Below are 26,108 nucleotides of genomic sequence, written 5' to 3' on the forward strand. Positions count from 1 at the left end.
GCCAGGAGGAATACGGAATGAGCGACATCACCGTAGATCACGTCGAGAGCACCGACACCATCGGCGCACGACTCAATCCGTTCGCAAGCAAACTCAGCCAGGCACCACACGACATCTGGACGCGGCTGCGCAACGAATGCCCCGTCGCCCACAGCGACGAACTCGGAGGGTTCCATCTCCTGAGCCGCTACGAGGACGTCTGGGCCGCAACCCTCGACACCGAGACCTACTCGTCGGCGGAAGGGACAACCGTTCCGCGGCACCCGGTCCGGATGCCCCCCGAGGACACCGACGAGCCCGAGCACCGCATGTACCGCAAGATCATGGATCCGTTGTTCACGCCGAAGACGGTCAAAGCCATGGAGTCGTGGGTGCGCGAGATGACGGTGGAATTGCTCGACAGCATCGAAGATCCCACGAAGTTCGACTTCGTCGGGGACTTCTCGAGCCAGCTGCCGCGCCACGTCATCCTCCGCATCATCGGTGTACCCGATGAAGATCTGCCGGAACTGATCGACGCGATGATCGCGCTCAACGGTGCCTACGACGATGCGGAGCGAGGCGCCGCCGCCGGCGCCACCCTGTACGGGTACTTCGCGCAGAAGCTCGCCGAACGACGCGAACAACCCCGCCGCGACGACCTCATCTCCGCGCTGCTCGACGGCGACTTCGGTGGAGAACCGCTGTCCGATCTGGACATGCAGCACATGCTGATCCTGACCATCCTCGGTGGCACCGACACCTCCAGCGGCGCCATGGGCGGAATGATGCTGTGGCTGGCCGACCACCCCGAGGACTACGCCCGGTTGCGGGAAGATCCGGACCTGATGCGCACGGCCATCGACGAGTTCCTCCGCTACGTCAGCCCCGTCGCATACATGGCGCGGACCACGACCAAGGACGTCGAGGTGCAGGGCTGCCCGATCCCGCACAACGAAAAGGTCCTGCTCGGATTCGGTCCCGCCAACCGCGACTCGGAGAAGTTCGAACGCGCCGACGAGGTCCTGCTCGACCGGCACCCGAACCCCCATGTCGCCTTCGGCGGTGGCCCGCACCGCTGCCTCGGCGCGAACCTCGTGAAACTCGAGATGAAGGTCGTCCTCGAGGAGGTCATCAACCGGTTCAAGTCCTTCGAGGTCGAGGACTACACGAAGCTGCGCTACCAGCGCGGTCAGGCCCGGAACCTGGAATGCCTTCCGCTGGTCACCCAGAGGAACAATCCATGACGTATGTCGTCACCCAACCCTGCTGCAATGATGCGTCGTGCGTGGCGGTATGCCCGGTCAACTGCATCCACCCCACGCCCGACGAGGCCGACTACTCACGCACCGAGATGCTCTACATCGATCCGAACACCTGTATCGACTGTGGTGCGTGTGCCGATGCCTGCCCGATCGATGCGATCGTCCCCGACTACGACCTCGAGGAGGGAACCGAGCGGTACCTCGAGATCAATGCCGACTACTTCGAGGATCCCAGGAATCGGGAGTACCCGAGCGCTGCTGCGGTGCAGCAGCGCCCAGTGGTCGGTGTCACCGACGCGACGCCGCTGCGCGTAGCGATCATCGGGACCGGACCCGCGGCGTGCTATGCCGGTGAGGAAGTTCTCGGGTCCGGGGCCCCCGGTGTCGAGGTGCATTTCTTCGAGCGCCTGCCCACACCCTGGGGGCTGGTGCGGTTCGGTGTGGCACCGGATCATCAGCAGACGAAGTCCGTCACCGACGCTTTCGCCCGGATGGGGGCACGGCGCGGCACCTATTTCCACCTCAACGTGGAGATCGGTAAGCACCTCACCCACGAGGAACTCCTGGCGCATTTCCACGCGGTGATCTACGCGGTCGGAGCCCACCACGACCGCCGGCTCGGCATCCCGGGTGAGGATTTGCCGGGTAGCCATCCGGCCTCGGACTTCGTCAGCTGGTACAACGGGCATCCCGATGGTGCGCAGCGGTCGTTCGATCTGTCCTGCGAACGCGCGGTGGTGATCGGAAACGGCAACGTCGCGTTGGATGTGGCCAGAATCCTGACCTCCGGGCTGGGGCATCTTGCCCGTACCGATATCGCCGATCACGCCCTCGAGGCGTTGGCGGCCAGCAAGATCTCCGAGGTCGTCGTGCTCGGGCGCAGGGGGCCGGCACAGGCCGCGTACACCACCCCCGAGTTGCTCGGCCTCGCCGCGGCGGAGGGCATCGATCTGGTAGTAGACCCCGCCGATGTGGAGTCGATCGGTGCGACCGCCACGACCACGCCGTCGGCTGCGGCCGCGTTCAAGAGCAGGCTGCTCGACGAGATCGCAGCGGCACCACCGTCGGGCGCACCGAAGCGCATTGTTCTGCGGTTCTTGTCCTCGCCTGCAGAGATCGTCGGTGAGGACCGCGTGCGCGGGCTCCGGGTTCAGCGCAACGAACTGGTCGAATCGCCCGAGGGTGGGGGCGCCGTCCGCCCGACCGACTGGTTCGAGGAGATCGAATGCGGTCTGGTCATCCGGTCGATCGGGTACCGGGGCACCCCGCTCGCCGGTCTGCCGTTCGACGACGCGTCCGGCACGGTCCCCAACGACGGCGGCCGGGTCGTCGACCCGGCCACGGGGGCGACGATCCCGGGCGTCTACACCGCAGGCTGGATCAAACGCGGCCCCTCCGGATCGATCGGAAACAACAGCCGCTGCGCCAAGGATACGGTCCGAGCGCTGGTCGAAGACTATGCCCAGGGACAGCTTCCGGCACCGACCCTCGACACCGACGGCCTTGCCGCACTGCTCGCTCAGCGGCAACCGAACATCCTGACCTACACCGACTGGAAGACCATCGACCAGTTCGAACGTGCTGCAGCGCGAGAGCACCAGAGGCCGCGAATCAAGCTGGTCGACGTCGACGCGATGCTCGACGTCGCCCGACCCAAAGCCTGAATTCACATACCGCGAAAAACATTGTAGGAGTAACAAAATGGCAAGTGTCGGCCGTCAGGGTCTTCCATCGAGCACCCTCTGCGAAGAGTTCCAGCGCACGGCGAAGGTGGATCCGGAGGCGGTCGCACTGCGGACGGTCGCCGGAACCCGACAGATCACCTGGCGCGAGTACGCGAACCGCGTCCGGCGCATCGCGACCGGTCTGGCGTCCCTCGGCGTCGGCCACGGCGACACGGTCGCCCTGATGATGGGGAACCGGCCGGAGTTCAACCTGATCGACACCGCGATCCTCCACCTCGGGGCCGGCCCGTTTTCGATCTACAACACCAATTCGGCCGAACAGATCACGCACCTGCTCTCGAACGCCGAAAGCAAGGTGGTGTGCTGCGAAGCCCGCTTCGTCGACACGATCCGCGCCGCCGGGGGACCGGTCGAGACCATCGTGGTCATCGACGCGCCGGTGGACGGGACACTCCCGCTGAAACTGGTCGAGGAAAGGTTGGCCCCAGGCTTCGACTTCGATGCCTCCTGGAAGGCAGTGCGACCGCACGATGTCGCCACACTGATCTACACCTCGGGCACCACCGGTAACCCCAAAGGGGTCGAACTCACCCACGCCAACATCCTGAGCCAGGTCGAGGCCCTCAGCCACGTGTTCGACGTCAAGGCCGGCGACCGCTTCGTGTCCTTCCTGCCCGCCGCGCACATCGCGGACCGTCTCGCATCCCACTATCTGCAGATCGCGCACGGAACTCAGCTCACCACCCTCGACGACCCCAAGAATCTCGCCGCCGCACTCGCCGACGCCCGCCCCACCTACTGGTTCGCCGTCCCGCGGGTCTGGGAGAAGCTGAAGGCCGCATTGGAACTGGGCTTCGCCGAGGCGGATGGAGTCAAGGCCACACTGCTCACCCGGGCCCGCACGCTCAGTGCCAAGAATGTCGAGGCCGGCCGCGGCGGCCCCACACTCAGCGCCCTGGAACAGCTGCAACTGCGTGTCCTCGACCACATTGTGCTCTCGAAGGTTCGTGCGAAGCTGGGCCTCGAGGAACTGCGATGGGCGATCTCGGGAGGCGCGTCGATCGCACCGGACACCCTGAACTTCTTCCTCGCACTGGGAATCAAGGTCTGCGAGATCTGGGGGATGTCCGAAACCGCCGGCGCCGGCCTGGTCAATCCGCCGGACGGAATCCGGTCCGGAACGATCGGAAAGCCGCTACCCGGCGTCGAGGTCCGTGTCGCCGACGACGGTGAGATGCTCATCCGCGGTGGCATCGTCATGCACGGATACCGCCACGACCCCGAGCGCACCGCCGAAGCACTCGACGCCGACGGCTGGCTGTACACCGGCGACGTGGTCACCATCGACGCGGACGGATACGTGACGATCGTCGATCGCAAGAAAGAACTGATCATCAACGCCGCGGGCAAGAACATGTCGCCGGCGAACATCGAGGGCACCCTGAAAACGATGTGCCCGCTCATCGGTGAGGCGGTGACCATCGGTGACGGGCGCCCGTTCAATACAGCCCTGATCGTCCTGGACGCCGACGCGGCCGCAGCCTACGCAGCCAAGAAGGGACTATCTGACGCGTCCGCGGCCACGCTCGCCGTCGATTCGGACCTCGTGCAGACCATTCTGGCCGGGGTGGCCGCGGCGAACACACGACTGTCGCGGGTCGAGCAGATCAAGCGCCTACGGATCCTGCCCGTGTTCTGGGAGGCCGGGGGAGTAGAGATCACGCCCACGATGAAGCTCCGGCGCCGCCCGATCTCCGAGCGGTACACCCACGAAATCGAGTCCCTGTATGCAGACCCGATCCCGGCCGAGGTGCACGCACTCGGAACGCCAGCCGACCCCGCCCACCGCCGCCTGAGCCCACTGTCATGACCCGCACCACGGTTCCGAGCTACTGCCGCATCTGCGAGGCCAGCTGCGGCATCCTCGCCGACGTCGAGGACGGGCGCGTCACGGCCATTCACGGCGACCCCGAACATCCCTCGTCGCGGGGGCTGATGTGCCCCAAGGGCTCGCTGATGGTCAAAGTCACCAACGACCCCGAACGCGTCACCACCCCGCTGCGAGGCGACAGGAAGGGCGGATTCGTCCCCGTGCCCTGGGACGAGGCCCTCGACGACATCGCCGACCGAGTCAAGACACTCATCGCCGACCACGGTCCCAATTCGATCGCCTACTACTCCGGCAACCCCGCCGGTTTCAGCATGGCGGGGCACATGTGGTCGAAGAAGTTCATCGACAGCATCGGTTCCAAAGGGTCCTACAGTGCCGCACCGCAGGACACCTCCTCGCGGTGGGCGGCGTCGCACTTCCTATACGGCAACACCCACGAAGTACCGCTGCCGGACCTGGACTACACCGACTTCTTCCTCTGCTTCGGCGCCAACCCGCTCGTCAGCCACGGATCCCTGATGTCGAGCGGCCGCACCCGCAGCCAACTGGCGAACATCGCGGCCCGCGGCGGCCGCGTCGTGGTGGTCGACCCGGCCCGCACCCAGACCGCGGAAACCTACGAACACGTCTCCGTCGTCCCGAGCAGCGACCCGCTCCTGATGGCCGCGATGTTGCACGTCATCTTCGCCGAGAACCTGGTCTCACCCCGTGCCGATGCCTCCGCCATCGGCATCGACACCCTCGCCGCAGCAGTCCAATCCGTCACCCCCGAGTCGGTCCAGGACCGCACCGGCGTCGACGCCGAGACCGTGTGGACCCTCGCCCGCGACTTCGCCACGGCCGAATCCGCCTGCGCATACGGCCGGCTCGGACTGTGCCGCGGCGAATTCCCGACCTTGGCCAACTATCTGCTCGATGCACTCAACGTCGTCACCGGCAACCTGGACCGGCGGGGAGGGGTGGTCTTCGGTAGCGGTCTCGTCGACTTCCCCGCGATCAACGCCAAGGTCGGCCGAACCTCCTATTCGTCGACCTTCACGCGTGTCGGCAGCCTGCCCGAGGTCGGCGGCCGCAAGCCCTGGGTGCTCGCCGAAGAAATCCTCACCCCCGGGAAAGGTCAGGTCAGGGGTGTCTTTCTGGCCTCGGGTAACCCGGTCTCCTCGACTCCCGGCGCAGCCCGCCTCGAAGAAGCCTTCGACCAGCTCGACCTGTTGGTTTCCGTCGACATGTACGTCACCGAGTCCAACGAGCGAGCGGACTACATCCTGCCGTCACCGACCTTCCTGGAGCGAGCCGACGTCCTGTTGAACTTCGGCGGCGGTATGACCCGCCCCTGGGTCCAGTGGACCGAACCGGTGGTCCCGCGAATCGGGGACACCCGGGAAGAAACGGAAATCTTCGGTGAACTGATGCGCCGAATGGATGTTGCGCCCGGCCCCAGTCCCTGGGAACTGATCGACACCATGATCCGCACCGGTGACCGCGGGGCCGCCGAAGGATGGACCCTCGACCGCATCAAGGAGCACCCACACGGGGTCGAACTCGGTGGTGACGTACCGGTCGGGGTGATCGCGCAACGCATCTCGACCTACACGAAGGGGGCCCGCGACACGGTCGACCTCGGCGCCGGACCCGTCCTCGCGCAACTCGACCAGTTCCTGGCCAAGGAGCCACCCGACCCCGACACCCTCCTGCTGATCAGTCGCCGACACCTGCGCAGCATCAACTCGTGGATGCACAACGCACGCAAAGTCCGGCCCGGCGGGGGACCGACGCTATACCTCCACCCGAAGGACGCCCATGCAAGGGGCATCGAGACCGGCGAGACCGTCACTCTCACCACATCGGTGGGATCCGGTGACGTCATCGTCACCGTCACCGACGAGGTACGCCCCGGAACGGTGAGCTATCCGCACGGGTGGGGCCATTCCGGAGGTTGGTCCACCGCGATCGAACACGGCGGCATCAACATCAACAAGCTCATCCCCAACGACATCGAGACGAAGGACCCCTTGTCCGGCATGTCGCTCCTCGATGGAGTCCGCGTCACAGTGACCGCGAAAAAATCGGCCCCACAAGGTAATGACGGTTCTGAGACCCAGGAAAGAGGAGCGCAACGTTCATGACAGGACTCGGAGCCAGGGGGCCGGCGTAATGGCACACGTAATTACCCAATCGTGCTGCAACGATGCTGCGTGCGTCGTAGTCTGCCCAGCGAACTGTATTCACCCAACGCCGGACGAACCGGACTACGCCCGGACAGAGATGCTCTACATCGACCCGCGCAGCTGTGTCGACTGCGGCGCCTGTATCCAGGCCTGTCCCGTGGACGCCATCGTCCCGCACGACGAACTCACACCGCATACGACCCAATACGCTGAACTCAACGCGCTGTACTTCGCCCACAACTCCACCATCACCGGCAGGCCACAGACCGAGATCGGGATCTCCCAACTGGTCTCCCAGCGACAGCACCCGAACGCGCAGCCGACGCCGTCGACGACCCTGCGGGTGGCAATCGTCGGATCTGGGCCATCCGCGTGCTACGCGGCCGAGGAACTCCTGACCCGCCGCAGCAATGTCGAAGTCCACATGTTCGAACGACTGCCCACGCCCTGGGGGCTGGTGCGCGCCGGGGTCGCCCCCGACCATCCCGACACCAAGGACGTCATCCGCTCCTTCGAAAACACAGTCACCCGAACCGGATTCCACTTCCATCTCAATGTCGAGGTCGGCAAGGACATCACCCACGAGGAACTGCTGAACCACCACGATGCCGTCATCTACGCGGTGGGGGCTCATCGTGACCGGAGACTGAACATCCCCGGGGAAGACCTCCCGGGCAGCCACTCCGCAACCGACTTCGTCGCCTGGTACAACGGCCACCCCCGCGCCATCGACTACACCTTCGACCTCTCCACCGAACGCGCCGTCGTCGTCGGAAACGGAAACGTGGCGCTCGACGTCGCCCGGATACTGCTCACCGACGTCGACACACTGTCCCGAACCGATGCAGCAGATCACGCACTGGCCGCGCTCGCCGAAAGCCGCATCAATGAAGTCGTCGTGCTCGGTCGTCGCGGCCCCGCGCAAGCGGCCTACACCACACCCGAGCTGCTTGCGCTGGGCCACCTGCGTGGGATCGATGTGTCCGTCAACCCCGCCGAGGCAGAACTCGACGCCCACACGACCGCCTGGCTCCGCGACCACCCGGACCCCACCGCGCAGTTCAAGGCATCGATCACCGCGCAGTACGCGACCCGCGTACCGCAACACCGACGGCGAATAGCACTGCGCTATCTCGGCTCTCCCGTCGAAGTTCTGGGCACGGACCGGGTTCGCGGGCTGAGTATCGCTCGCACCGAACTCGTCACCTCTCCCGGGGGCCGCCTCGAGGCAGCCCCCACCGGGAAGGTCGAGGAACTCGACTGCGGCCTGGTCTTACGATCGGTGGGCTACCGAGGAGAGCCGGTACAGGGAGTGCCGTTCGACGAGGCCCGCGCCCTGATCCCCAACCAAGCGGGCCGGGTGGTCGACCCGGCAGAAGGATCCCCAATAGCCGGCGTCTACACGACCGGGTGGATCAAGCGAGGCCCGTCGGGAGTGATCGGCACCAACAAGAAGTGCGCGAAAGAAACAGTCTCCGGACTCCTCGCCGATCATGACGCCAGCCGGCTGACGGCGCCGGCACAAGACACCGAGTCGTTGGAATCGCTCCTGTCCCGGCGGCAGCCACGCGCCCTGGACTACTCCGACTGGCGGACGATCGACCTGCACGAGCAGGCGTCGGCTGCCGGAACCCCCCGTCCTCGCGTGAAGCTGGTCGACATCGACGAGATGCTCGCGATCGCCGACCGAAGCCGCGCCAACGACTAGACGCCCACCACCCAAATGGTGATCATCCGGCACAGGGAGAACGGCAGGCAGCGGCAACCGCAGCGTCTCAGGGTACTGGCCGGGGTATCGCAGCACGCCGGGAACGGACATCAATGTTCCGTAGAAGCAATCGAGGGGATGATGCACGTGCCGGGAGTACTCGGTGGAACCGTGAGAACGCGGCCCGCAGTCAGGTCAGAAAGAAGCCGACGAGTGGTGCAGAGGTCGTGACCTCGGTGCACGTGGGAATTCCGACGATCCGCCCGAATCGGTCCCCACTCGTATCCGATCGGCCGGACACCCCGGATCTGCTGGATCGTTACGCGCGCGTGGCACGAGACCTGCGCATATCTCTCACCGAGAAATGTTCGCTTCGATGCACCTACTGCATGCCGGAGGAAGGATTACCACCGATTCCCCGTGAGGCGCTGCTGACAGCGGACGAGCTTTGCCGACTGGTAGGAATCGCGGTCCGGCGACTCGGAATCCGCGAAGTGCGCTTCACCGGCGGCGAACCACTGATGCGCCGCGATCTCGAACACATCGTCGCCGGATGCGCCCGAACAGGCCCCGGCATCCCCCTCGCCCTCACCACCAACGGCGTCGGACTCGCGCACCGGGCGCAGGCCCTCGCCGCCGCGGGCCTGACCCGAGTCAATGTCTCCCTCGATTCGATTGATCGCCGACAGTTCACAACACTGACCCGGCGTGACCGGCTCGACTCGGTGCTCGCCGGCATCGCCGCGGCCAAGGAGGCAAGGTTCTCACCGGTCAAGGTCAACGCCGTGCTCATGCGACAGACCCTCGACGCTGCCGGCGAACTATTGCAATGGTGCGTCGAAGAGGGGGTCGAACTGCGGTTCATCGAGCAGATGCCGCTGGATGCAGACCGCACCTGGGCGCAGGAGAGCATGGTGTCTGCCCAGCAGCTGCTCGATGTACTCGGCCGCCGATTCGACCTCGCGGCGGTAGGTCGAGACGACCCTGCGTCGCCGGCAGAACAGTGGAAGGTCGACGGAGGACCCGCAACTGTGGGAATCATCGCCTCGGTGACGCGATCATTCTGTTCCGAATGCGACCGCACTCGCCTGACCACCGAAGGAACTGTCCGTCCGTGCTTGTTCAGCGACCGTGAAACGGACTTGAAGGGTGCCTTGCGTGCGGGGGCCACCGACGAGGAGCTTGCGCAACTGTGGCGCGGCGCGATGTGGAACAAATCGGCCGGGCATCAGATAGGTACAGCGGAGTTCACTCAACCCGCCAGAAGTATGGGTGCGATTGGTGGATGAGAACCGACAAATGACGTACTGCTGATCTAGACCACCAGTCGAACGCGGACTGAAAATAGAAGAAAATATGCACAATGCGCGTCAACGGTCCGTGAGTCCGCCGCGCCTTCTATATCGATGCCCGCAAGAGATAGTAACGGCAACAAATTCGCGAAATATCAATTGGCATTACTGAAATCCTCTCGCGGATGTGTCTTGCATCACCAGATTTGGTGGAATAAACTACACGCGAACGTATTTCGGCGGTCAGAAGTAGATCGGATCTCTATGATGCCGATCTGTCCGGCACTAATTGTGAGCCCCCCGAAAAGTTGGCCAGCAACCGTCGCCGAGTGATCCCAGGACCGTTCACTCACAAATACGAAATCCGCTCGCTATCCGAGGAGAAAACGTATGGCCATGCGCCGTTCGTCCATCGTGCTGCTCATCGTCGGCCTACTGCTGATCGCCGCAGCAGCAGCGATCAAATATGTTGCAGTACCACAATTATCGAAACTTCCCGAAGACACCAATGAGGCCGCGACGTTCACGGGCACCCTTCGCCAACTCGACCCCACGACCTTCGCACTCGACGCGGGGGCCCCGATCACCATCGATCGCTCCGTCAAGGTCGACCAGGTCGTGGGAGACACCGCAGTGGTCACAAGCACGGCGGTGACCCATCTCCCGAATGGCGACAGCACCGACGCCCACACCTATGCCATCAGCCGCACGGACTACACCCAAGTCAGCGCTCCGGACGGCGTGCAGGTCGAGGACCAACGTGGCGGCGTCACACTGTCGTTCCCGATGAACCCGACCACCGACGACGCGCTCGTCTACGACTCGGTGACACGTACCGCTCAGCCCGTTACCTACACCGAAACGAGCACCCTCGAGGGGCGGGAAGTGTTCGGGTTCACCGGTACGACCACCGCGCCGATCGCCGACCCAGCAGTGCTCGGACCAGTCAAAGCCGGAATCGCAGCCCTCGCCCAGAACGGTGACGGCTCCACCCTGCCGAAGGCGATGCTGCAGAGTCTGATCCCCGCCCTGCCGGCCGACCGCACCGACGATGCCCGGCGGGCACTCGAGACCGCCCCCGACCAGGTGCCCCTGGCCTTCACCTCACAGAACACGACGACGCTGGCCGTCGACACCCGGTTCGGTGCACCCATCAACACTGCTCAGACCCAGACCACCGTGCTCAACGTGCAGTCCGGGAATGCAATCATTCCGCTCCTCGATCTCTCCCAGGTCCAGGTCCAAACCTCGGATGCCTCGATCCAGTCCGCAGTTCAGAAGTTCGTACAGGGTGAACGACAACTGAACCTCCTGACCGTCTGGGTTCCGCTCGCATCTGCACTACTGGGGGCCCTCCTCATCATCGTCGCGATCATCCGGCGCACGCCCACGGAACGCGGCGACGGCCCCGGTGCGTCCGATCCGAATGAGAGCCTCACCCAACCCCAGGTCACCCGCGCTCGAGGCTAGGTGTCCTGGTTCGGTTTGGCGATTTCGCCGGATTGATCGGCGGCTTCCCGATCGCGATCCGGTCGAGAAGCCGCCGCCCGCGGTGATCGGTCGGAGCAGGGCGAGTCGACCCCCTCTCGGTCCACGATCAGCTCCGTGACCAGCCGTCGAACACCGCCGCGGTTCGGTGAAACGACGATCACCGACGCGGGCATGACGATATCCTCGGATTAGGCAACGAGGTGCGCTGTGATGTCCTGCCCGAACGCGACCAAACGACGAAGGTCATGACCGACGTCGATCCCTTTGCGACCCAACGCGACGTCGCAGGTTCGGTCGCCGCGGAATTGGCTGCGGCCGGGTTGGCCGATGCGCATGAGATCGGGCGGGGCGGATTCGGGGTGGTCTATCGCTGCAGGCAGGCCTCTCTCGATCGCACGGTGGCGGTCAAGGTGCTGACCGCCGACCTCGACGAGGACAACCGTGCCCGGTTCCTTCGCGAGCAGCGGGCCGCCGGCCGACTGACCGGCCACCCCAACGTCGTCAACATCCTGCAGGCCGGAGTCACCGCACACGACCGGCCCTATATCGTCATGCCCTTCCACGCCCGGGACTCTCTCGAAACACGGATCCGCCACCACGGTCCACTGATACTCGAAGATGCGCTGCGAATCGGCGTCAAGATCGCCGGGGCTCTCGCGGCCGCACACGATCTCGGCATTCTGCACCGCGACGTCAAACCGGCGAACATCCTGTTCACCGACTACGGGGAGCCCGCACTGACGGACTTCGGTATCGCACACATCACCGGTGGGTTCCAGACGACCACCGGAGTCGTGACGGGCTCACCGGCCTTCACCGCCCCCGAGGTCATCGCCGGCGAACCCCCAACTCCGGCCGCCGACGTCTACGGACTGGGCGCCACCTTGTTCGCCACCATCACCGGGCACGCCGCCTTCGAACGCCGCAGCGGTGAACAACTGGTTGCACAATTCGTCCGGATCACCACCGAGCCCGTACCGAACCCCCGCGAGTACGGCATCGCCGACGACGTCAGCGCCCTGATCGAAGGCGCCATGTGTACCGACCCCGGTCGCCGCCCGACCATCTCAGAGCTAAGCAGGCACCTACGGTCCGTGCAGCGCACGCACGGGTTCCTGGTCGCCGACCAGGATGAGCGCGCCGACCCCGAATCAGCCATGAACGGTCCCTCGCAGGCAGACCCACCGGACTCGGCGGGCGGAGATTGGTCACGGAGTGACGCCCCTCTGGCGTCGCACTCAGGGCGAACAGGGGCGCTGCCGCTCGAGCTGACCAGTTTCGTCGACCGCCGCTCCGAGTCGGCCGAAGTGAAGAACCTGCTGGCTTCCTCTCGCATGGTGACGCTGACCGGGATGGGCGGGGTGGGCAAGACTCGTCTGGCCTTGCGGGTCGCCAGCCAAGTCAGATCCGGCTTCGCCGACGGCGTGTTCTTGGCCGAGTTGGGGGAGCTGCGCGACGCGCTGCTTCTGGTCAACGTGGTTGCCGACGCGGTGGGCGTGCGAGATCGCTCGCCCAGACCACTGTTGGAGGTGCTCGAGGGTTTTCTTGCACACCGGGAAGTGCTGCTCGTGCTGGACAACTGCGAACAGGTACTGGAGGCGGTGGCAGAACTTGCCGAATCACTCCTCCACACCAGCCCGAGGCTTCGGCTGCTCATGACCAGCCGTGAGCCGATTGGTATCAGCGGGGAGGTGGCCTTACCGATTCCTCCTCTGGCGGTGCCCGATCCCGACCAACTAGCGCAGAGGATGCCCCGGAACGATGCGGTGACGTTATTTGCCGAGCGGGGAGCGGCGGTGGACCCCGGATTCGCCGTCACCGAGGACAACAAAGTCGTCGTCGCCCGGATATGCCACCGTCTCGACGGGCTACCGTTGGCGATCGAACTCGCGGCCGCGCGGCTACGGGCGATCCCGCCGGAGGAAATCCTGCGACGACTGACCGACCGCTACGCACTCCTGACTCGCGGAAACAGGGACGCTCCCTCCCGGCAACAGACCTTACGGATGTGTGTCGACTGGAGCTACGACCTGTGCACACCCCGTGAGCAACAAATGTGGTCCGCCTTGTCGATTTTCGCCGGAAGTTTCGAACTCAATGCCGCCGAGGTGGTCTGGGGAGGCGACCAACCGGCGGACGACCTCCTTGACACGGTCACCTCACTTATCGACAAGTCGATTCTGATCCGCGAACACGCAGGTTCAATCGCGCGGTTCCGGATGCTCGACACCGTCCGCGACTACGGACGGGAAAAGGCGCGTGCCTCGAGCACCTATCCCGAATTACGCAGCCGATACAGGAATTGGTACGAGCAGCTCGCCCGCGACGCCGAGGCCGATTGGATCGGGCCACGACAGCTCGCGTGGATCACCAGATTGGTTGCGGAACAGTCGAACCTGCGTCAGGCATTGGAATTTTGTGTCGCTGACGACCACGAAGCCGGAATTCGAATGGTCGGGGCTCTCTTTCAGTTCTGGCTCGCCCGCGGACTGTTCAGCGAAGGGCGACGCTGGATTGCGCGAGTCCTGGCATGCAACCCCGAGCCCGGCAACCTCGACCGCGCCAAGGCGCTCTACGCAGCAACCGTGATGGCCGGACTGCAGGGCGACCTTCGCGCCGCTGCCACCCTGATACAGGAGGGGCGGGCGCTCGCCTACCAGTCCGGCGAGCCGATGCTGCAGGCGCACATCGACCTCGCCGACGGCTACCGGGCCTTGTTCAGCGGTGAACTGGACAACGCGCGCGGGTTGTTCGACCACGCCGCCGGCGTCTACGCCGAACACAACAACGAACTCTTCGAGGTCGTCACCATCGGCGTCCTCGGCCTGACGCACGAACTGCTCGATGACACTGAGCGCGCCATCGAATGCTACGAGCGCGGACTCGCCGTCACCGAGGTTCGCGGTGAGACCGTCTACCGCTCGTACACGCTCTGGGCCCTTGCGGTCGCGGTGTGGCGACACGGCGACGGCACCCGCGCGAACCAACTTCTGCGGCAGGCACTCGACGTCGGACGCAACATCAACGACCGCCTCAATGTCAGCATGTGTCTGCAATCGCTCGCCTGGATCGCGGCCGAGGAACAGAGCCCCGAACGCGCAGTGGTGTTGTCTGCAGCCGCGCAGGAGCTCAGCCAGTCGGTCGGAAGTCCGATCGTGTTCATTCCGGCACTTGTCGAGTACCAGAACAAGTGTGAACGCGAAACTCGTAAAGTATTGAGTGAGAGTAAGTTCACCGCGGCTCACCGGAAGGGAAGCGCACTCGGAGTTGCTGCGGCCGTGGCCTATGCACTCGGCGAACAGACACCGGAACCATCCCGGGGGGATGCGCCGTCTACTGCCGCGCCGACGAAGCGAGAGCTCGAGGTTGCCGAACTGGTCGCGGAGGGGCTGACCAACCGGAAAATCGCCACCCGCTTGACGATCTCACCACGTACGGCGCAGGGACACGTCGAACACCTTCTCGCCAAGCTCGGATTCACTTCACGCGCCCAAATCGCGGCCTGGGTCATGGCGTCACGGCATGACGCTCCCTGAAAAAGCGCAAGCGGGCGAGTCGCGTGCGCACTGTGTGGCTGTGACGTGTCTGTCCGCGTCCTCGGATGAGTCCGCGTCGTGCTCCGTCACGTGCTCACGGTGAAGCGCGCAGTCCAGAGTTCGAGTGTCTCGTCGGTGGCACCGTGCGACTGCGCCCACCCGTGCACGCCGCCGGGGTGAGTGTCCCACTGGGCCAGGACACCCTCGATGGCCTCTGGGATGGCGCCTCGGAGATCGCGGTCGTTGGGATGTGTCTGGCCGAGTTCGGGAGCAAACCGGGTGATCCGGGCAAGGACGGCGCCCATGTGCTCGTTGGTCGAGAGGTAGTCGGCGACGATGTCGTCGGGCTCGACTCCGGCCGTGCGCAACAGCAAGGCGACCGCGACCCCGGTGCGGTCCTTGCCTGCCGCGCAGTGCAGCAGCACCGGTCCGGGTGCGGTGGCCGCGACCCGCAGGATTTCCACGAGCCGTTCCCCTGCATTGGTGAGGATCCGCTGGTAGATGTCGGCGAGGTGGGCGCCCTGATTCGGCGCGGCGACTTCGGCGTCGGACAGCAGTGAGATCTGATGCACGGCGGTGTCGTCCGACCGCAGCGGGTGCACGCGGGTGGCGAACTCCCGGGCACTGCGGAGGTCGACAACGGTGCGGGCCGGCCAGTGGTCGACCGCGGTGGGGCGGGCATCGCCCGGCGCCGGTAGAGCGCTGCGGTAAAGCACTCCGGTCCGGGTCACGCGGCCGTCGGCGGCGGGGAGGCCTCCGAGGTCGCGGAGGTTGGGGAGGACGTCGATCTCGGTGACGGTCATAGGAGTTTCCTTCTGAGGTAAGAGGCGGCGCGGTCGAGTGCGACCACGACCACCAGGACGACCAGGACGATTGTGAGGACGTTGCCGTACTCGAAAAGCCGGAGTTGCTGGGTGAGTTCCATGCCGATGCCGCCGGCACCGACGACGCCGAGGAGCGATGCGGCGCGCACGTTCCCGTCGAGCACGAGCAGGGTGTAGCTGGCGATGGTCGGCACGGACTGCGGCAGCAGAACCCAGCTGATGCGCTGCGATCGGGTGGCACCGGCCGCGGCGGCCGCTTCCCAGGCCCGCATGTCCGCGGTCTCGAAGATGTCGGCGAACAGCCGCGCCATTCCCGCAGCGGATCCGATGATGATCGCCAGTGTGCCCGCGAGGGGGCCCAGCCCGACCGCGGAGACGAACAGCAGCGCCCACATCAGCTCCGGGACGGCCCGGGTGAGATTGATCGATGCCCGCGCCGCGTGATGGAGCCATGCTTGGTCGAACACCGACCTTGCCGCGAGCAGCGCCCACGGCAACGCGAGGACAACACCGACGGCGGTACCGATGACCGCGATGGCGAGGGTTTCGCCCATGAGTGAAACAGCGGTCGGGAGGATGGAGAGGTCGGGCGGGAACATGCGTCCGACGAAGTCGACGATGTGGGGTAGTCCGCCGACGAGGGCATCCAGGGAGAACTCGGTGGTCTGCGCCGACCACAGGATGACGGCCACCACGACGACCACTCCGGTGCCGGTCTGCCAGGAGGGTCGGCGCAGCACCGCCAGATCGGCAGGCTTCGTGTCGAGTGTCATGGTCACTGCACCCCTGCGAGGGCGCGAGCCGGATCGGCGTACAGGAGGTCGAGATCGGCGTCGGAGATGGTCTCCGTCGACCGGTCGAACACGAGCCGGCCCGCCCGTAGGCCCACGAGCCGGTCCGCGACGTGCCGCGCCAACTCGACATAGTGCAGATTCAGCACGGCCGTCAGCCCCTCGACGCGCGCAAGCCGCACGATGTCGTCGACGACGCCGCGCGCGAGGACGGGATCGAGGTTGGCGACGGGCTCGTCGGCCAGGAGCATGTCGGGCTGCTGCGCGAGCGCCCGCGCGATCGCCACCCGCTGACGCTGCCCACCCGACAGCGCGTCCGCTCGCTTGCGGAGTTTCTCCTCGAGACCGAGCCGGCGGACGCTGTCCACGGCGATCTCCCTGTCACTGCGCCGGACGAAGTGCACCAGGCTCGGCAGCAGCGGCTGGTACGCGAGCCGCCCGATCAGCGCGTTGGACAGCACCGTCGCCCGTTCGACGAGCTGGAACTCCTGGAACACCAACCCCACTCGCGCGTGCGCGCGACGCTTGGCGCGGCCGCGAAGCCCGCTGCGGTCGACCCCGTCGTGCAGTATGCGCCCCGACGTCGGCGCCTCGAGGCCCGCGAGACAGCGCATGAGCGTCGACTTCCCGGCGCCACTGCGACCGAGCACCGCGACGATCTCCCCCGGCGCCACTCGCACCGATACCTCGTGCAATGCCGTGGTGCCGTCGGGATATCGGTAGCTCACCGCGTCGGCTTCCACGCGCGGCACACCGTTCTTCGACGACGTCATTTTCGCGACAGCTCCTCGAGATCGACACCGAGTTCGTTTGCGGCGTCGCGGAAGATCGCGAAATCGCTGTCCTGCGCCTTCTCGAAGCGGGTTGCCCCGACCACTGCGAGTGCCGGTGCGTTGTCACCGCTGACGAACGCATCCACGATGCCCTGCTCCAGACCTGGGTCGAGGTCCTTGCGCGCGATGATCACCAGAGAGACGGGGATCGGATCCGACTCGGCGACGATCGTTTGGTCCGCGCCGTCGATCACACCCTTGTCCACCATCGTCTGATACGACGACCGCGCGTCGGCGGCGCAGTCGACCGAGCCCTGCTTCACGGCGAGTTCGGCGGTGTCGTGGCCGCCGGCGTAGCTGCCTTCGATGTCGGTCTCCGGGTTGATCCCGGCGCGCTTGAGCAGGAGCTTGGGAATGTAGTTGCTGCTGGTGGATCCGGCGTCGACGAACGCGATCTTGCGTCCGCGGAGATCGTCGATCGAGTCGATGCCACTGTCTGTGCGGCACACGATCACCGAACTGTAGGCGGCACCCTTGGCCACCACGAGCGGCTCGACGCCGGCGACGGCCTCGGCGAGGGGCGTCGGGAAGGGGCTGAACGCGGCGACATCGATGAGTCCGGACCGCATGGCCTCGACGATCGACAGGTAGTCGCTCGTCGGCTTCACCTCCACGGCCTTCCCCGTGCCGGCGGCGATCAGCGAGGTGACCGGTTCGAACTTCGCCTGCAGGTTCGCGTTGGCCTCTGCGGGCGGCAGTCCCACCTTCAGCACGTCGGGCGTGCCGTCCCGGGCGGAGGAGTCCCCGCAGGCGGCGGCGCCGCACAGGGTGGTGACCGCGCAGGCGATTGCCAGGATGCGGCGCAGGGTCGGGTTGATGCTCACGGGCGGGGCCTTTCCGAGATGTATCCGAAGTCGATGCCCGAATATTCATCTAGACAAGTAGCCTAAACCACGCCCCGCGATGTCCGGCAAGTGAATGCGTCTTGAACAGCGACGATTGAACGAGACCGCACCCAGCGCCCCTGCGATAGTCCTCTAGACTTACCGCATGCCGAGCAAAACGTCCGCAGCCCGGGTGCCGCTCTACCGACAGGTCCAGGACGTCCTGTTGCAGCGACTCGACAGCGGAACGCTGCAACCCGGCGACCGATTGCCCCCCGAGACCGACCTGGCCGCCGAACTTAGGGTCAACCGGCTCACGGTGCGGCAGGCGATCGGGGAACTGACCCGGGCCGGCCGGCTGGTCGCGCGACAGGGGTCGGGCACGTTCGTCACTCCGCCGCCCCGGCACTTTCCGATCGAGCTCGCCGCCAGTTACATCAACGACGCCGACGGTCTCAGCGAGGCCTTCCGGTCAGTGGGCCGCACGCTGAGTGAGAACCTCGTCGCGAGCGAGATCGTGCTCGGCGGCAGCGCACCGCAGGCCGAGGAGTATCTGCCCGGATGCCGCTTACGGCGAATCGACACCGTACTCGAGGTCGACGACGAACCGTGGTTCGCGAACTCGGTCTGGATCGACGACCGACGGTTCGCCGGAATCGACCGGCACCTGGGCGACGGCGTCCCGCTGTATACGGTCTGGCGCGACGTCTATGGGGTGCGCCTGAAGGCTGCGTGGCGATCGTTCGCCGCCGCGGCCGCCTCACCGCGCGTGGCGGAACTACTCAAAATCCCCACTGGCGCACCAATACTGATGCGCGACGGCCTGAACCTCGACCAGGACGACACGCCCACCGTGTACAGCAGTCGGTCGTGCCGCAGCGACCGGGTGCGGTTCGTCGCGAGCTATTAGCGACGTATCGCACCGGGAAGTGGGTTGGTACGCGGCTGGGTTGCTGCGCGGGCGTCCGATGAGGCTGGACTGCCGAGACACACCAGTGGCGCTTGGATGTGGGCGCTACGAGGGATCATGTCGCCGCGCCGTAGGGAAGGTCCGGGCGCCGGCAGTGTCAACCGGTGTGGGGCGGCCGCCAGAGGTTTCGGGTTGATCACCCCTGCCGGGTCGTCGCTGACAGGGGCGGTGACCGGCACCGCACTGTCCGGGCAGCTCGTTCGGGTCGCACCGGGATGCAATGGTGCCGCTGTCACGTTCTGCCAGGCTGATGGAGCCGTGGTGGGTTGACGAAATGTCAGCCGTTCGGGGCTGAACTCGCTCTAGAGCCGTCCCGGGATGGGTTACGCGGTCGAGTCATCGGATGGGCAGGTCGTGGATGGGCGGTGCGGTGGTCGAGCAAATGGCCGCAAACGGTTGGCTGCTTGCTGGCGAGCGCGCGCACCACGCCACTGGCGACACTGACCTCGAATGTCTTGGTGCAATTGCCATGTCAGATTCAGTTGTACACAGTTGTAGCAGTCGAGGAAGTGCTCGAGACGGCGGTAATACCGATCAGGTGGGAGACCGAAGTTGACGAAGATGTCCTCCGGTGAAGCTCCCCCGAACGGGCACCATTGAGCCGCGAACGAGACAAGCTCGATCGCGTGCCGGTCTCGCTTACTGGTCGGAGAGAGGCTGCGTGTTTGACTGATTTTCATGGTTACTCGATCTGATCGATGCCGTGAAGCGTGCAAGCTTCGAATTTCTCGATGCGTTCGATGGGGGGTGGCGTCAGCCATGCCCGCGTCGCACAGGTCCGCAGGCAGCGTCTGCCGGCGGCCTCGGGGTTGTTGACCAGGTTGCTCACAGGCGGGTGTGCGAAGAGCAGAGCTCGTGAGGCGGGCGATGTCCACGACGACGGCACATGTGTCATGGAACTGAGTCCCCCTCGTCGCGTGTGGTCTCTCAGCGGGCAGGCGTGTGGGCGGGTTGGAGTATCTCCATGAGCAGGCCCTCTACGCGGGCGGCGAGTTCGTCCACCTTACAGATCGATGCCCGGGCGAGCCCGATGTCGTCTGCTTCTCCGGCCTCGATCACTCGCTTGGCGTGAGAGATGTTGGTCAGGCGCCAGAGTTCACGCCACAGACGAAAGAAACTGATTTCCAGTCGGCTTGGGACAGTGCCGCCTTCCGCCTCGTAGGCGGCCAGGAAGTCGTCCCAGGGCAGCAGTTGCACCGCGGTGTAGTAGAAGTATCCGAGGTCTTGAGCGGGGTTGCCGATCTTGGCCATCTCCCAGTCCAAGATGGCGGCTACCTCGCCGTCCGGAGCCACCAGCAGGTTGTGGCATCCGAGGTCGCAGTGCACCAGTCCGATGTGTCCGTCCAGGAGCGGGCATGCCGATTCCAGCCAGTCGTACGCGAGCTGCACTGCCGGAGAAACGATTCCGGTCGATTCCCATTTGCGGCGGTAGGTGTCGAGAAGTTCGGCCATCTGCCGGCTCGGCGCTACGGGCGCCTCGGTAGAGGTGGGCACGTCTGTCGTCGGAAGACTGTGCAGCTGTGCCATGGCGCGGGCCATGCTGCGGCCGAAGGTTTCGCTCGGGGCCCGGACCGTGTCGATGTCACCGATGATCGATCCTTCGATCCACTGGAATAGTGCGAATGGGCCGCCCAGGATCGTCGGGTCGGTTTCGAGGTGGTATGGCGTTGCCACTGGGAGGCCGGCGTCGGCGACCACTTGGAGAGTCAGATATTCGGTCTCGAGGGAGGTGCCGAGCACGTTGAATTGTTTCTCCGAGCGGACGATCACTCGATCTGGGAGCCAGCTGGATCCATGTAGTTCGACGAGGTAGGTCTTCTTCGAGTACCCGCCCGGAATCTCGGTGATCGCATCGATCGTGCACTGGCCCTGCTCATGGGGGTGCCGTTGCAGGTACGTGGTCAGCGGGTCGTGGACGTCCGTCTGCTCACTTGTCGCTTCGGAGGTTTCAACCGTGCGGTTCACGGCCTCGTGGATGGCTTGGCTCGTCTCGCGCTCGACTCTGAGGATGTCGATCAAGAGGGTTGTGTCGGTCGTATCGGGGGAGGAGGAGAACAGCGCCTGCACCGCATCGCAGATCAATGTCCGGAGTGCGGGGAGGTCGGCTTCCGTCTGTGCGCGTTCGGTGATTGCCCGCGACAATTCGATTCTGCCTCGCCGGTCGAGGGCGTCGGTGAGCTCGGGCAGTAGGTTTGTGTATGCGGCGAAGGTCTTCGCGTCGATCTCCGGTGCGGTCCGTGTTCGTGCCGCGATACCGTCGGCGATGTCGATGCAGTGCTGCGCGACCGTGCGGGCGTGCGCGTGTTCGGGCAGCGGCCACAATGTGGTGGCGAGCTGGGTACGAACGAGTTCGAGATATCGATGCACGTTGTCCACGGTGACTGACTCCAATGGCGGTGAAAGTATTTGTCCGGCATGTGGTTTCGATTCCGGATCGTCACCACCGGCAATGCAGAATTCGGGGAGATGACGCGTGGTCCGCTGGTCACCTGCTGGATGGAATTTTAACCAGGTGTCACCGGGTAAGTCAAGGATCGAACCGTCGTCACTTGAGTCACGAACCCGCCGCCACCGCCCGGGCGACCTGCGCAATCTGCGCGATCGTCTCATCGCTGGCGAAGCGGTCCCGCCGCCATACCGCGTCGGTGGTGATGGTCAAATTCACCCCTTCGACCGGGACGATGACCACGGGTTCACCGTAGAAGGCCTTTCGGGTGGCCCCGTAGCGCAGACCCACGAGCGCGAACGCGCGCCCGTCGGCGACGATATGGCTGAGATCGCCCAGATTGTGGCTGTCGAGAACGATCCGCTTCAACACGCCGTGCCTGACCAGCAACGCATCGGTTGCACGGTAGACGGACGGTGCAGCCTCGTGGTTGATCGATGCGTAGGCGACGTCCCGGAGTTCCTCGAGCCGAACGGATTGGCGGTCGTCGAATCCCAATCCGGTGCCGATGGCGATCCCTGCCGGCTGGGCGTCGACCCGGACCGTGTCGAGGTCGCGCGAATCCACGCGGCCGTGTACGAACGCGAGGTCCACCGGTCCGTCGAGTACCGCCTGTGTCAACGGAGCGGTGTTGTCCGGCTGGATCCGCACCTCGATGTGGGGAAGCTCGAGCCGTGACCGGTCCAGAAATGCATGTCGGATGGCCGGGGACACGTCAGGCGCCATACCGACCGTCACGATCCGACGGGAATGCACGGCCGTGCGGCGGAAACGCCGTTCGATGGCGTCGAACCGTTCCACGACATCTCGGGCAGCGGGAAGCAGTTCCCGTCCCGCCGCGGTCAGGGACACCCCGGGTGATCCCCGGACGAACAGTTCGACCCCCAGCTCGCGTTCGAGATCACGGATCCTGCGGCTGAGCGGAGAAGCCGAGATGTTGAGGCGCTCGGCGGCACGGGTGAAGTGTAGTTCGTCGGCCACCGTGACGAAGTACCGTAAATGGAACATTTCCACTCTGCCAACATAGTTCAGTTCGGTATGACCGCGGCGGTCATCGCCTGTTGCGCTATTGGTCCTCGCCCCGGCACCGATCCGCTGAATAGTCTTCTTCCATGACCAGACGACCGGTACGGATCGCCAACTTCTCGGGATACCTGGGCGACCGAAACTCAGCGCTCGATGACGTGATGGCCGGCGACCCTGCCGACGTCCTGATGGGGGACTACCTCGCAGAGATCACCCTCGCCGCTCTCTCGGAACAGCACACACGCCACCCCGAGGGCGGATTCATCCGCACCTTCCTGCGGCAGATCGAGCCCCACTTGGCCGAGATTGCCGAACGGCAGATGGTTGTGGTGACCAACGCGGGCGGATTCAATCCGGCCGGATTGGCCGCGGCACTGCGAGAGCGCATCGATGCGGCCGGACTGTTGCTCGAGGTCGCACACGTCGAGGGCGACAATATCGTCGGCGATCTCGAATCGCTGCAGGCTCAGGGACACGACCTGACGAACATGGATACCGGGGCGCCGCTCCGATCGTGGGGTGTGCAGCCGATCACCGCAAACGCCTACCTCGGAGGTTGGGGGATCACGGCCGCCCTGCGCGCCGGCGCCGACATCGTCGTCACCGGCCGGGTCGCCGATGCGTCACTCACCTCCGGGCCCGCCGCATGGTGGCACGACTGGGACCTCGACGACTGGAACGCCCTCGCCGGCGCCGCCACCGCCGGCCACATCATCGAATGCGGTGCGCATGCCACCGGCGGCAACTTCGCCGGCTTCCAGTCCGTCCCCGGAATCGACAAGCCCGGATACCCGATCGCCGAAATCGATTGCGACGGTTCCAGCGTCATCACCAAACACAGCCGAGACGGCGGCATCGTAACAACGGACACCGTCACCGCACAATTGGTGTACGAGATCCAGGGGCCGCGCTACCTCACCCCGGACGTCACCGTCCATCTCGACACCGTCAGGGTCAGTCAACTCGGCCCGGACCGTGTGGCGGTCTCGGCCGTGGCAGGATCAGCTCCCTCGCCCACCACCAAGGTGGCGACCTTCGGGCAAGTCGGCTATCAGATCTCCCAAATGGTGTTCATGACCGCGCCCGATATCGACGCCAAGGCCGCGGTTCTGCGCAACCAGCTGATCGGCCTCCTCGGCGACAAGGTCGACGCCCTCGACATCACCGTGTTGGGCACCGCCGTCGCCAATCCGGCCAGCCAATGGGAAGCCACGGTCCCGGTCCGGATCATGGCGACCGCGGATCACGCGGAGAAGCTGCGCAGCTTCGCCCCCACGATCAACAGTCTGTACCTGTCCAGCTATCCCGGATACCACCTCGACGGCGGCGCACAGCCCGCCACGGCGCCCTGGCCGCGGATCGACTATTGGCCCGCACTGGTGGACGCCCGATGCGTGCACCACCGGGTGGTGATGCCGGACGGATCGATCATCGAGGCACCTCGGCCACCGGCCGCAGCGACCGCGGCACGGCAACCGAGCCACCCCGAACCCACCGACATCTACCCTCTCGTGGGCGAGTCGATCGAACTGGGCCGAATCGCGTACGCCCGAAGCGGCGACAAGGGCGGCAACGTCAACGTCGGCGTGTGGGTCCGCGACGACGTTGCCTGGGACTGGCTCCGGCACACGCTGACCACCACGGCACTACGCAAGCTCATCCCCGAGGCAGTCGATCTCGACATCGTCCGGCACGAGTTCCCACATCTACGAGCGGTGCATTTCGTGGTGAAGGGAATCCTCGGAACCGGAGGGTCGTCGAACTTTCGTGTCGATCAAGTCGGCAAGTCGTTCGGAGAGTACCTCCGCGCCAAATACGTCATCGCCCCCCGCGACCTGTTGGAGACTCTCGATGTCACTCACTGAGCGAGTCACCGCTGCTGTCGAGGCCCCGGCCCGCGACGATGCGTTCGACGTTCACGCCGCACTCGACGGACTCCTCACCGGCATCGGCATGTCGGCGACGGACTGCGGAGGACAGATCACATTCGCCGGCGCCGACCCGGTGGTGCCCAGCTCGCTGCGCCTGGGTGCCGCCGCCGCACTGGCCCTGGTCGCCAAATCTGTCGGCGCTGCGGCGGTCCACCAGGCTCGGGGCGGCCCCGGTCAGGACATCTCGATGGATCTACGCGTCGCGCCGCACCGACTGTGCCCGTTCTACGACCGAAAATGGGAGCTGTTGAACGGCTTCCCGCCCGGGTCCCCGGCGAACCCGACCCAAGCGTTCGGATTCCGGTACTACCGCACGGCGGACGACCGATGGGTCATGCCGCTCAACCCCTACCCCAAGATCAAAGTCGCCGCCCAAAATTTGCTCGGTACACCGGACGACCCGGCGGCCGTGGCCTCGGCCATTGCCCGCTGGAACGGGGCGGAGCTCGAGGAAGCGGCGGCGCAGGCCGGTGTCGTGATGCCGATGGTGCGCTCGACCGCCGAGTTCTTGGCAACCGAACAGTATCGAGACTTCCTCGCCGATGCCCCCCTCATCGAGATCACCAAGATCGCCGACAGCGACCCCGAACCCCTGCCACCTGGCGGCGGGGCACCGTTCGACGGCCTCCGTGCCCTCGGCATGGGGCACGTCATCGCCGGTGCCGGCGTCGGACGGTCCCTCGCTCTACACGGCGCGGACGTCCTGAACATCTGGCGACCCAACGAACACGAGCACGACACCACCTACGCCACCGCCAATGTCGGTGTCCGGTCCTGCACACTGCACCCGCGTCGGCCCGACGGCGCACAGCGGACCCGCGAGCTCCTCACCGGCGCCGACGTATTCTTCGCCAACCGGCGCCCGGGCTACCTCGACAGCCTCGGTCTGTCCGCGCACGACTGCGCCCAGATCCGGCCGGGCCTGATCTACGCCACCAACTCCCTGCACGGCGAGCAGGGGCCGTGGGCCAATCGTGTCGGATTCGACCAATCGGCTGGATCTCTGGTCGGCATGGCCAACCTGGAAAGCCTCGACGAGGTGCCACAGCTGTCCCCGATCGTGGTCGTCAACGACTACATCGTGTCCTGGCTGACCGCAGCCGGCATCTCGGCAGCGCTGCTGCGCCGGGCCCGCGAAGGAGGCAGCTGGAAGGTCCACGTCTCGCTGACTCGGGTAGCGCTGTGGATCCTCGAACTCGGAATCTTCGATCTCGAGTATGCGCGCGCCACCGCCGGAGCGCCGGCGGGCCCGCATGCCTACCTCGACCCCGAGACCTTCACCGCGGATACTGCTCTCGGCCGCTACCAGGGCGTGACCGACCAGGTGCGAATGTCGCAGACCCCGGGTCACTACGATCCGGTGCTGATCGCCCGGGGATCGTCGCTTCCGGTGTGGAAGGACCTCCCGGTCAGTCGGGTGATCGGTTCGTGAAGTCAGCATCTGTGTC

Annotated in this window: 17 protein-coding genes; 11 read left to right on the forward strand and 6 right to left on the reverse strand. The window is 65.5% G+C overall.

The window, feature by feature from the left end:
- The first annotated feature begins 17 nt into the window (after positions 1-17).
- From CJ179_RS36105 to CJ179_RS36145, 8 genes are all read left to right on the forward strand, one after another.
- On the forward strand, positions 18-1,226 hold the full coding sequence (locus tag CJ179_RS36105) for a cytochrome P450 (RefSeq protein WP_095864595.1): 1,209 nt from the start codon (positions 18-20) through the stop codon (positions 1,224-1,226).
- A complete protein-coding gene (locus CJ179_RS36110) occupies positions 1,223-2,908 on the forward strand; it encodes a 4Fe-4S binding protein (RefSeq protein ID WP_095864596.1) in 1,686 nt (561 codons plus the stop codon). The genes CJ179_RS36105 and CJ179_RS36110 overlap by 4 nt, the downstream gene beginning before the upstream one ends.
- A 37-nt stretch (positions 2,909-2,945) precedes the next feature.
- Complete coding sequence (locus tag CJ179_RS36115) at positions 2,946-4,799, forward strand: AMP-binding protein (protein WP_095864597.1); 1,854 nt, start codon at positions 2,946-2,948, stop codon at positions 4,797-4,799.
- Positions 4,796-6,946 carry a molybdopterin-dependent oxidoreductase gene (locus CJ179_RS36120; protein WP_095864598.1) on the forward strand — a complete coding sequence of 717 codons (2,151 nt, stop codon included), beginning with the start codon at positions 4,796-4,798 and terminating at the stop codon, positions 6,944-6,946. Before CJ179_RS36115 ends, CJ179_RS36120 begins: the two co-directional genes overlap by 4 nt.
- 28 nt (positions 6,947-6,974) lie before the next feature.
- Positions 6,975-8,696 carry an FAD-dependent oxidoreductase gene (locus CJ179_RS36125; RefSeq protein ID WP_095864599.1) on the forward strand — a complete coding sequence of 574 codons (1,722 nt, stop codon included), beginning with the start codon at positions 6,975-6,977 and terminating at the stop codon, positions 8,694-8,696.
- 227 nt (positions 8,697-8,923) lie between these two features.
- A complete protein-coding gene (gene moaA / locus CJ179_RS36130; RefSeq protein ID WP_095864600.1) occupies positions 8,924-9,985 on the forward strand; it encodes a GTP 3',8-cyclase MoaA in 1,062 nt (353 codons plus the stop codon).
- A gap of 393 nt (positions 9,986-10,378) precedes the next feature.
- The gene (locus CJ179_RS36135) at positions 10,379-11,458 is read left to right on the forward strand and encodes a porin PorA family protein (protein ID WP_095864601.1); all 1,080 of its coding nucleotides are present in this window, start codon (positions 10,379-10,381) and stop codon (positions 11,456-11,458) included.
- A 266-nt stretch (positions 11,459-11,724) separates the two neighbouring features.
- Entirely contained in the window at positions 11,725-15,015 is a 3,291-nt protein-coding gene (locus CJ179_RS36145; RefSeq protein WP_095864603.1) for a protein kinase, read from the forward strand.
- 86 nt (positions 15,016-15,101) lie between these two features.
- On the opposite strand, the gene CJ179_RS36150 is transcribed toward CJ179_RS36145, so the two are convergent.
- The 4 genes from CJ179_RS36150 to CJ179_RS36165 are packed head-to-tail and all read right to left on the reverse strand — an operon-like array spanning position 15,102 to position 18,287.
- Positions 15,102-15,818 (reverse strand): tyrosine-protein phosphatase, encoded by a 717-nt coding sequence (locus CJ179_RS36150; RefSeq protein ID WP_095864604.1) that lies wholly within the window; start codon positions 15,816-15,818, stop codon positions 15,102-15,104.
- Positions 15,815-16,612, reverse strand: coding sequence for a phosphonate ABC transporter, permease protein PhnE (gene phnE / locus CJ179_RS36155; RefSeq protein ID WP_095864605.1), 798 nt, complete (start codon positions 16,610-16,612; stop codon positions 15,815-15,817). The genes CJ179_RS36150 and phnE overlap by 4 nt, the downstream gene beginning before the upstream one ends.
- Positions 16,613-16,614: 2 nt before the next feature.
- Positions 16,615-17,403 carry a phosphonate ABC transporter ATP-binding protein gene (gene phnC, locus CJ179_RS36160; protein WP_095864606.1) on the reverse strand — a complete coding sequence of 263 codons (789 nt, stop codon included), beginning with the start codon at positions 17,401-17,403 and terminating at the stop codon, positions 16,615-16,617.
- Positions 17,400-18,287: a phosphate/phosphite/phosphonate ABC transporter substrate-binding protein gene (locus CJ179_RS36165; RefSeq protein ID WP_095864607.1), complete on the reverse strand. Its 888-nt coding sequence runs from the start codon at positions 18,285-18,287 to the stop codon at positions 17,400-17,402. Before CJ179_RS36165 ends, phnC begins: the two co-directional genes overlap by 4 nt.
- 166 nt (positions 18,288-18,453) lie before the next feature.
- On the opposite strand from CJ179_RS36165, the gene CJ179_RS36170 reads away from it, so the two are divergent.
- Entirely contained in the window at positions 18,454-19,197 is a 744-nt protein-coding gene (locus CJ179_RS36170) for a GntR family transcriptional regulator (protein WP_095864608.1), read from the forward strand.
- Between the two features lie 987 nt (positions 19,198-20,184).
- Here CJ179_RS36170 and CJ179_RS36175 read toward each other — a convergent pair.
- Together CJ179_RS36175 and CJ179_RS36180 are read right to left on the reverse strand one after the other, a co-directional pair.
- Complete coding sequence (locus tag CJ179_RS36175) at positions 20,185-21,849, reverse strand: phosphotransferase family protein (RefSeq protein ID WP_179377776.1); 1,665 nt, start codon at positions 21,847-21,849, stop codon at positions 20,185-20,187.
- On the reverse strand, positions 21,812-22,711 hold the full coding sequence (locus CJ179_RS36180; protein WP_095864610.1) for a LysR family transcriptional regulator: 900 nt from the start codon (positions 22,709-22,711) through the stop codon (positions 21,812-21,814). Before CJ179_RS36180 ends, CJ179_RS36175 begins: the two co-directional genes overlap by 38 nt.
- 104 nt (positions 22,712-22,815) lie before the next feature.
- Here CJ179_RS36180 and CJ179_RS36185 point away from each other — a divergent pair, with 104 nt between their 5' ends.
- A complete protein-coding gene (locus CJ179_RS36185; RefSeq protein ID WP_095864611.1) occupies positions 22,816-24,594 on the forward strand; it encodes an acyclic terpene utilization AtuA family protein in 1,779 nt (592 codons plus the stop codon).
- The gene (locus tag CJ179_RS36190; RefSeq protein ID WP_095864612.1) at positions 24,581-26,092 is read left to right on the forward strand and encodes a CoA transferase; all 1,512 of its coding nucleotides are present in this window, start codon (positions 24,581-24,583) and stop codon (positions 26,090-26,092) included. The genes CJ179_RS36185 and CJ179_RS36190 overlap by 14 nt, the downstream gene beginning before the upstream one ends.
- The last annotated feature ends 16 nt before the right edge of the window (positions 26,093-26,108 follow it).

The sequence above is a fragment of the Rhodococcus sp. ACS1 genome, from assembly GCF_002300155.1.
Classification (GTDB): Bacteria; Actinomycetota; Actinomycetes; order Mycobacteriales; family Mycobacteriaceae; genus Rhodococcus_F; species Rhodococcus_F koreensis.

Excerpts from the sequence above, each read along its gene's own strand:
- CJ179_RS36170 (WP_095864608.1), top strand. The coding sequence starts at position 18,454 with ATGCCGAGCAAAACGTCCGCAGCCCGGGTGCCGCTCTACCGACAGGTC.
- phnE (WP_095864605.1), bottom strand. The coding sequence starts at position 16,612 with ATGACACTCGACACGAAGCCTGCCGATCTGGCGGTGCTGCGCCGACCC.
- CJ179_RS36185 (WP_095864611.1), top strand. The coding sequence starts at position 22,816 with ATGACCAGACGACCGGTACGGATCGCCAACTTCTCGGGATACCTGGGC.
- CJ179_RS36145 (WP_095864603.1), top strand. The coding sequence starts at position 11,725 with ATGACCGACGTCGATCCCTTTGCGACCCAACGCGACGTCGCAGGTTCG.
- CJ179_RS36190 (WP_095864612.1), top strand. The coding sequence starts at position 24,581 with ATGTCACTCACTGAGCGAGTCACCGCTGCTGTCGAGGCCCCGGCCCGC.
- CJ179_RS36110 (WP_095864596.1), top strand. The coding sequence starts at position 1,223 with ATGACGTATGTCGTCACCCAACCCTGCTGCAATGATGCGTCGTGCGTG.
- CJ179_RS36135 (WP_095864601.1), top strand. The coding sequence starts at position 10,379 with ATGGCCATGCGCCGTTCGTCCATCGTGCTGCTCATCGTCGGCCTACTG.
- CJ179_RS36125 (WP_095864599.1), top strand. The coding sequence starts at position 6,975 with ATGGCACACGTAATTACCCAATCGTGCTGCAACGATGCTGCGTGCGTC.
- CJ179_RS36150 (WP_095864604.1), bottom strand. The coding sequence starts at position 15,818 with ATGACCGTCACCGAGATCGACGTCCTCCCCAACCTCCGCGACCTCGGA.
- CJ179_RS36115 (WP_095864597.1), top strand. The coding sequence starts at position 2,946 with ATGGCAAGTGTCGGCCGTCAGGGTCTTCCATCGAGCACCCTCTGCGAA.
- CJ179_RS36180 (WP_095864610.1), bottom strand. The coding sequence starts at position 22,711 with ATGTTCCATTTACGGTACTTCGTCACGGTGGCCGACGAACTACACTTC.
- CJ179_RS36120 (WP_095864598.1), top strand. The coding sequence starts at position 4,796 with ATGACCCGCACCACGGTTCCGAGCTACTGCCGCATCTGCGAGGCCAGC.
- phnC (WP_095864606.1), bottom strand. The coding sequence starts at position 17,403 with ATGACGTCGTCGAAGAACGGTGTGCCGCGCGTGGAAGCCGACGCGGTG.
- CJ179_RS36105 (WP_095864595.1), top strand. The coding sequence starts at position 18 with ATGAGCGACATCACCGTAGATCACGTCGAGAGCACCGACACCATCGGC.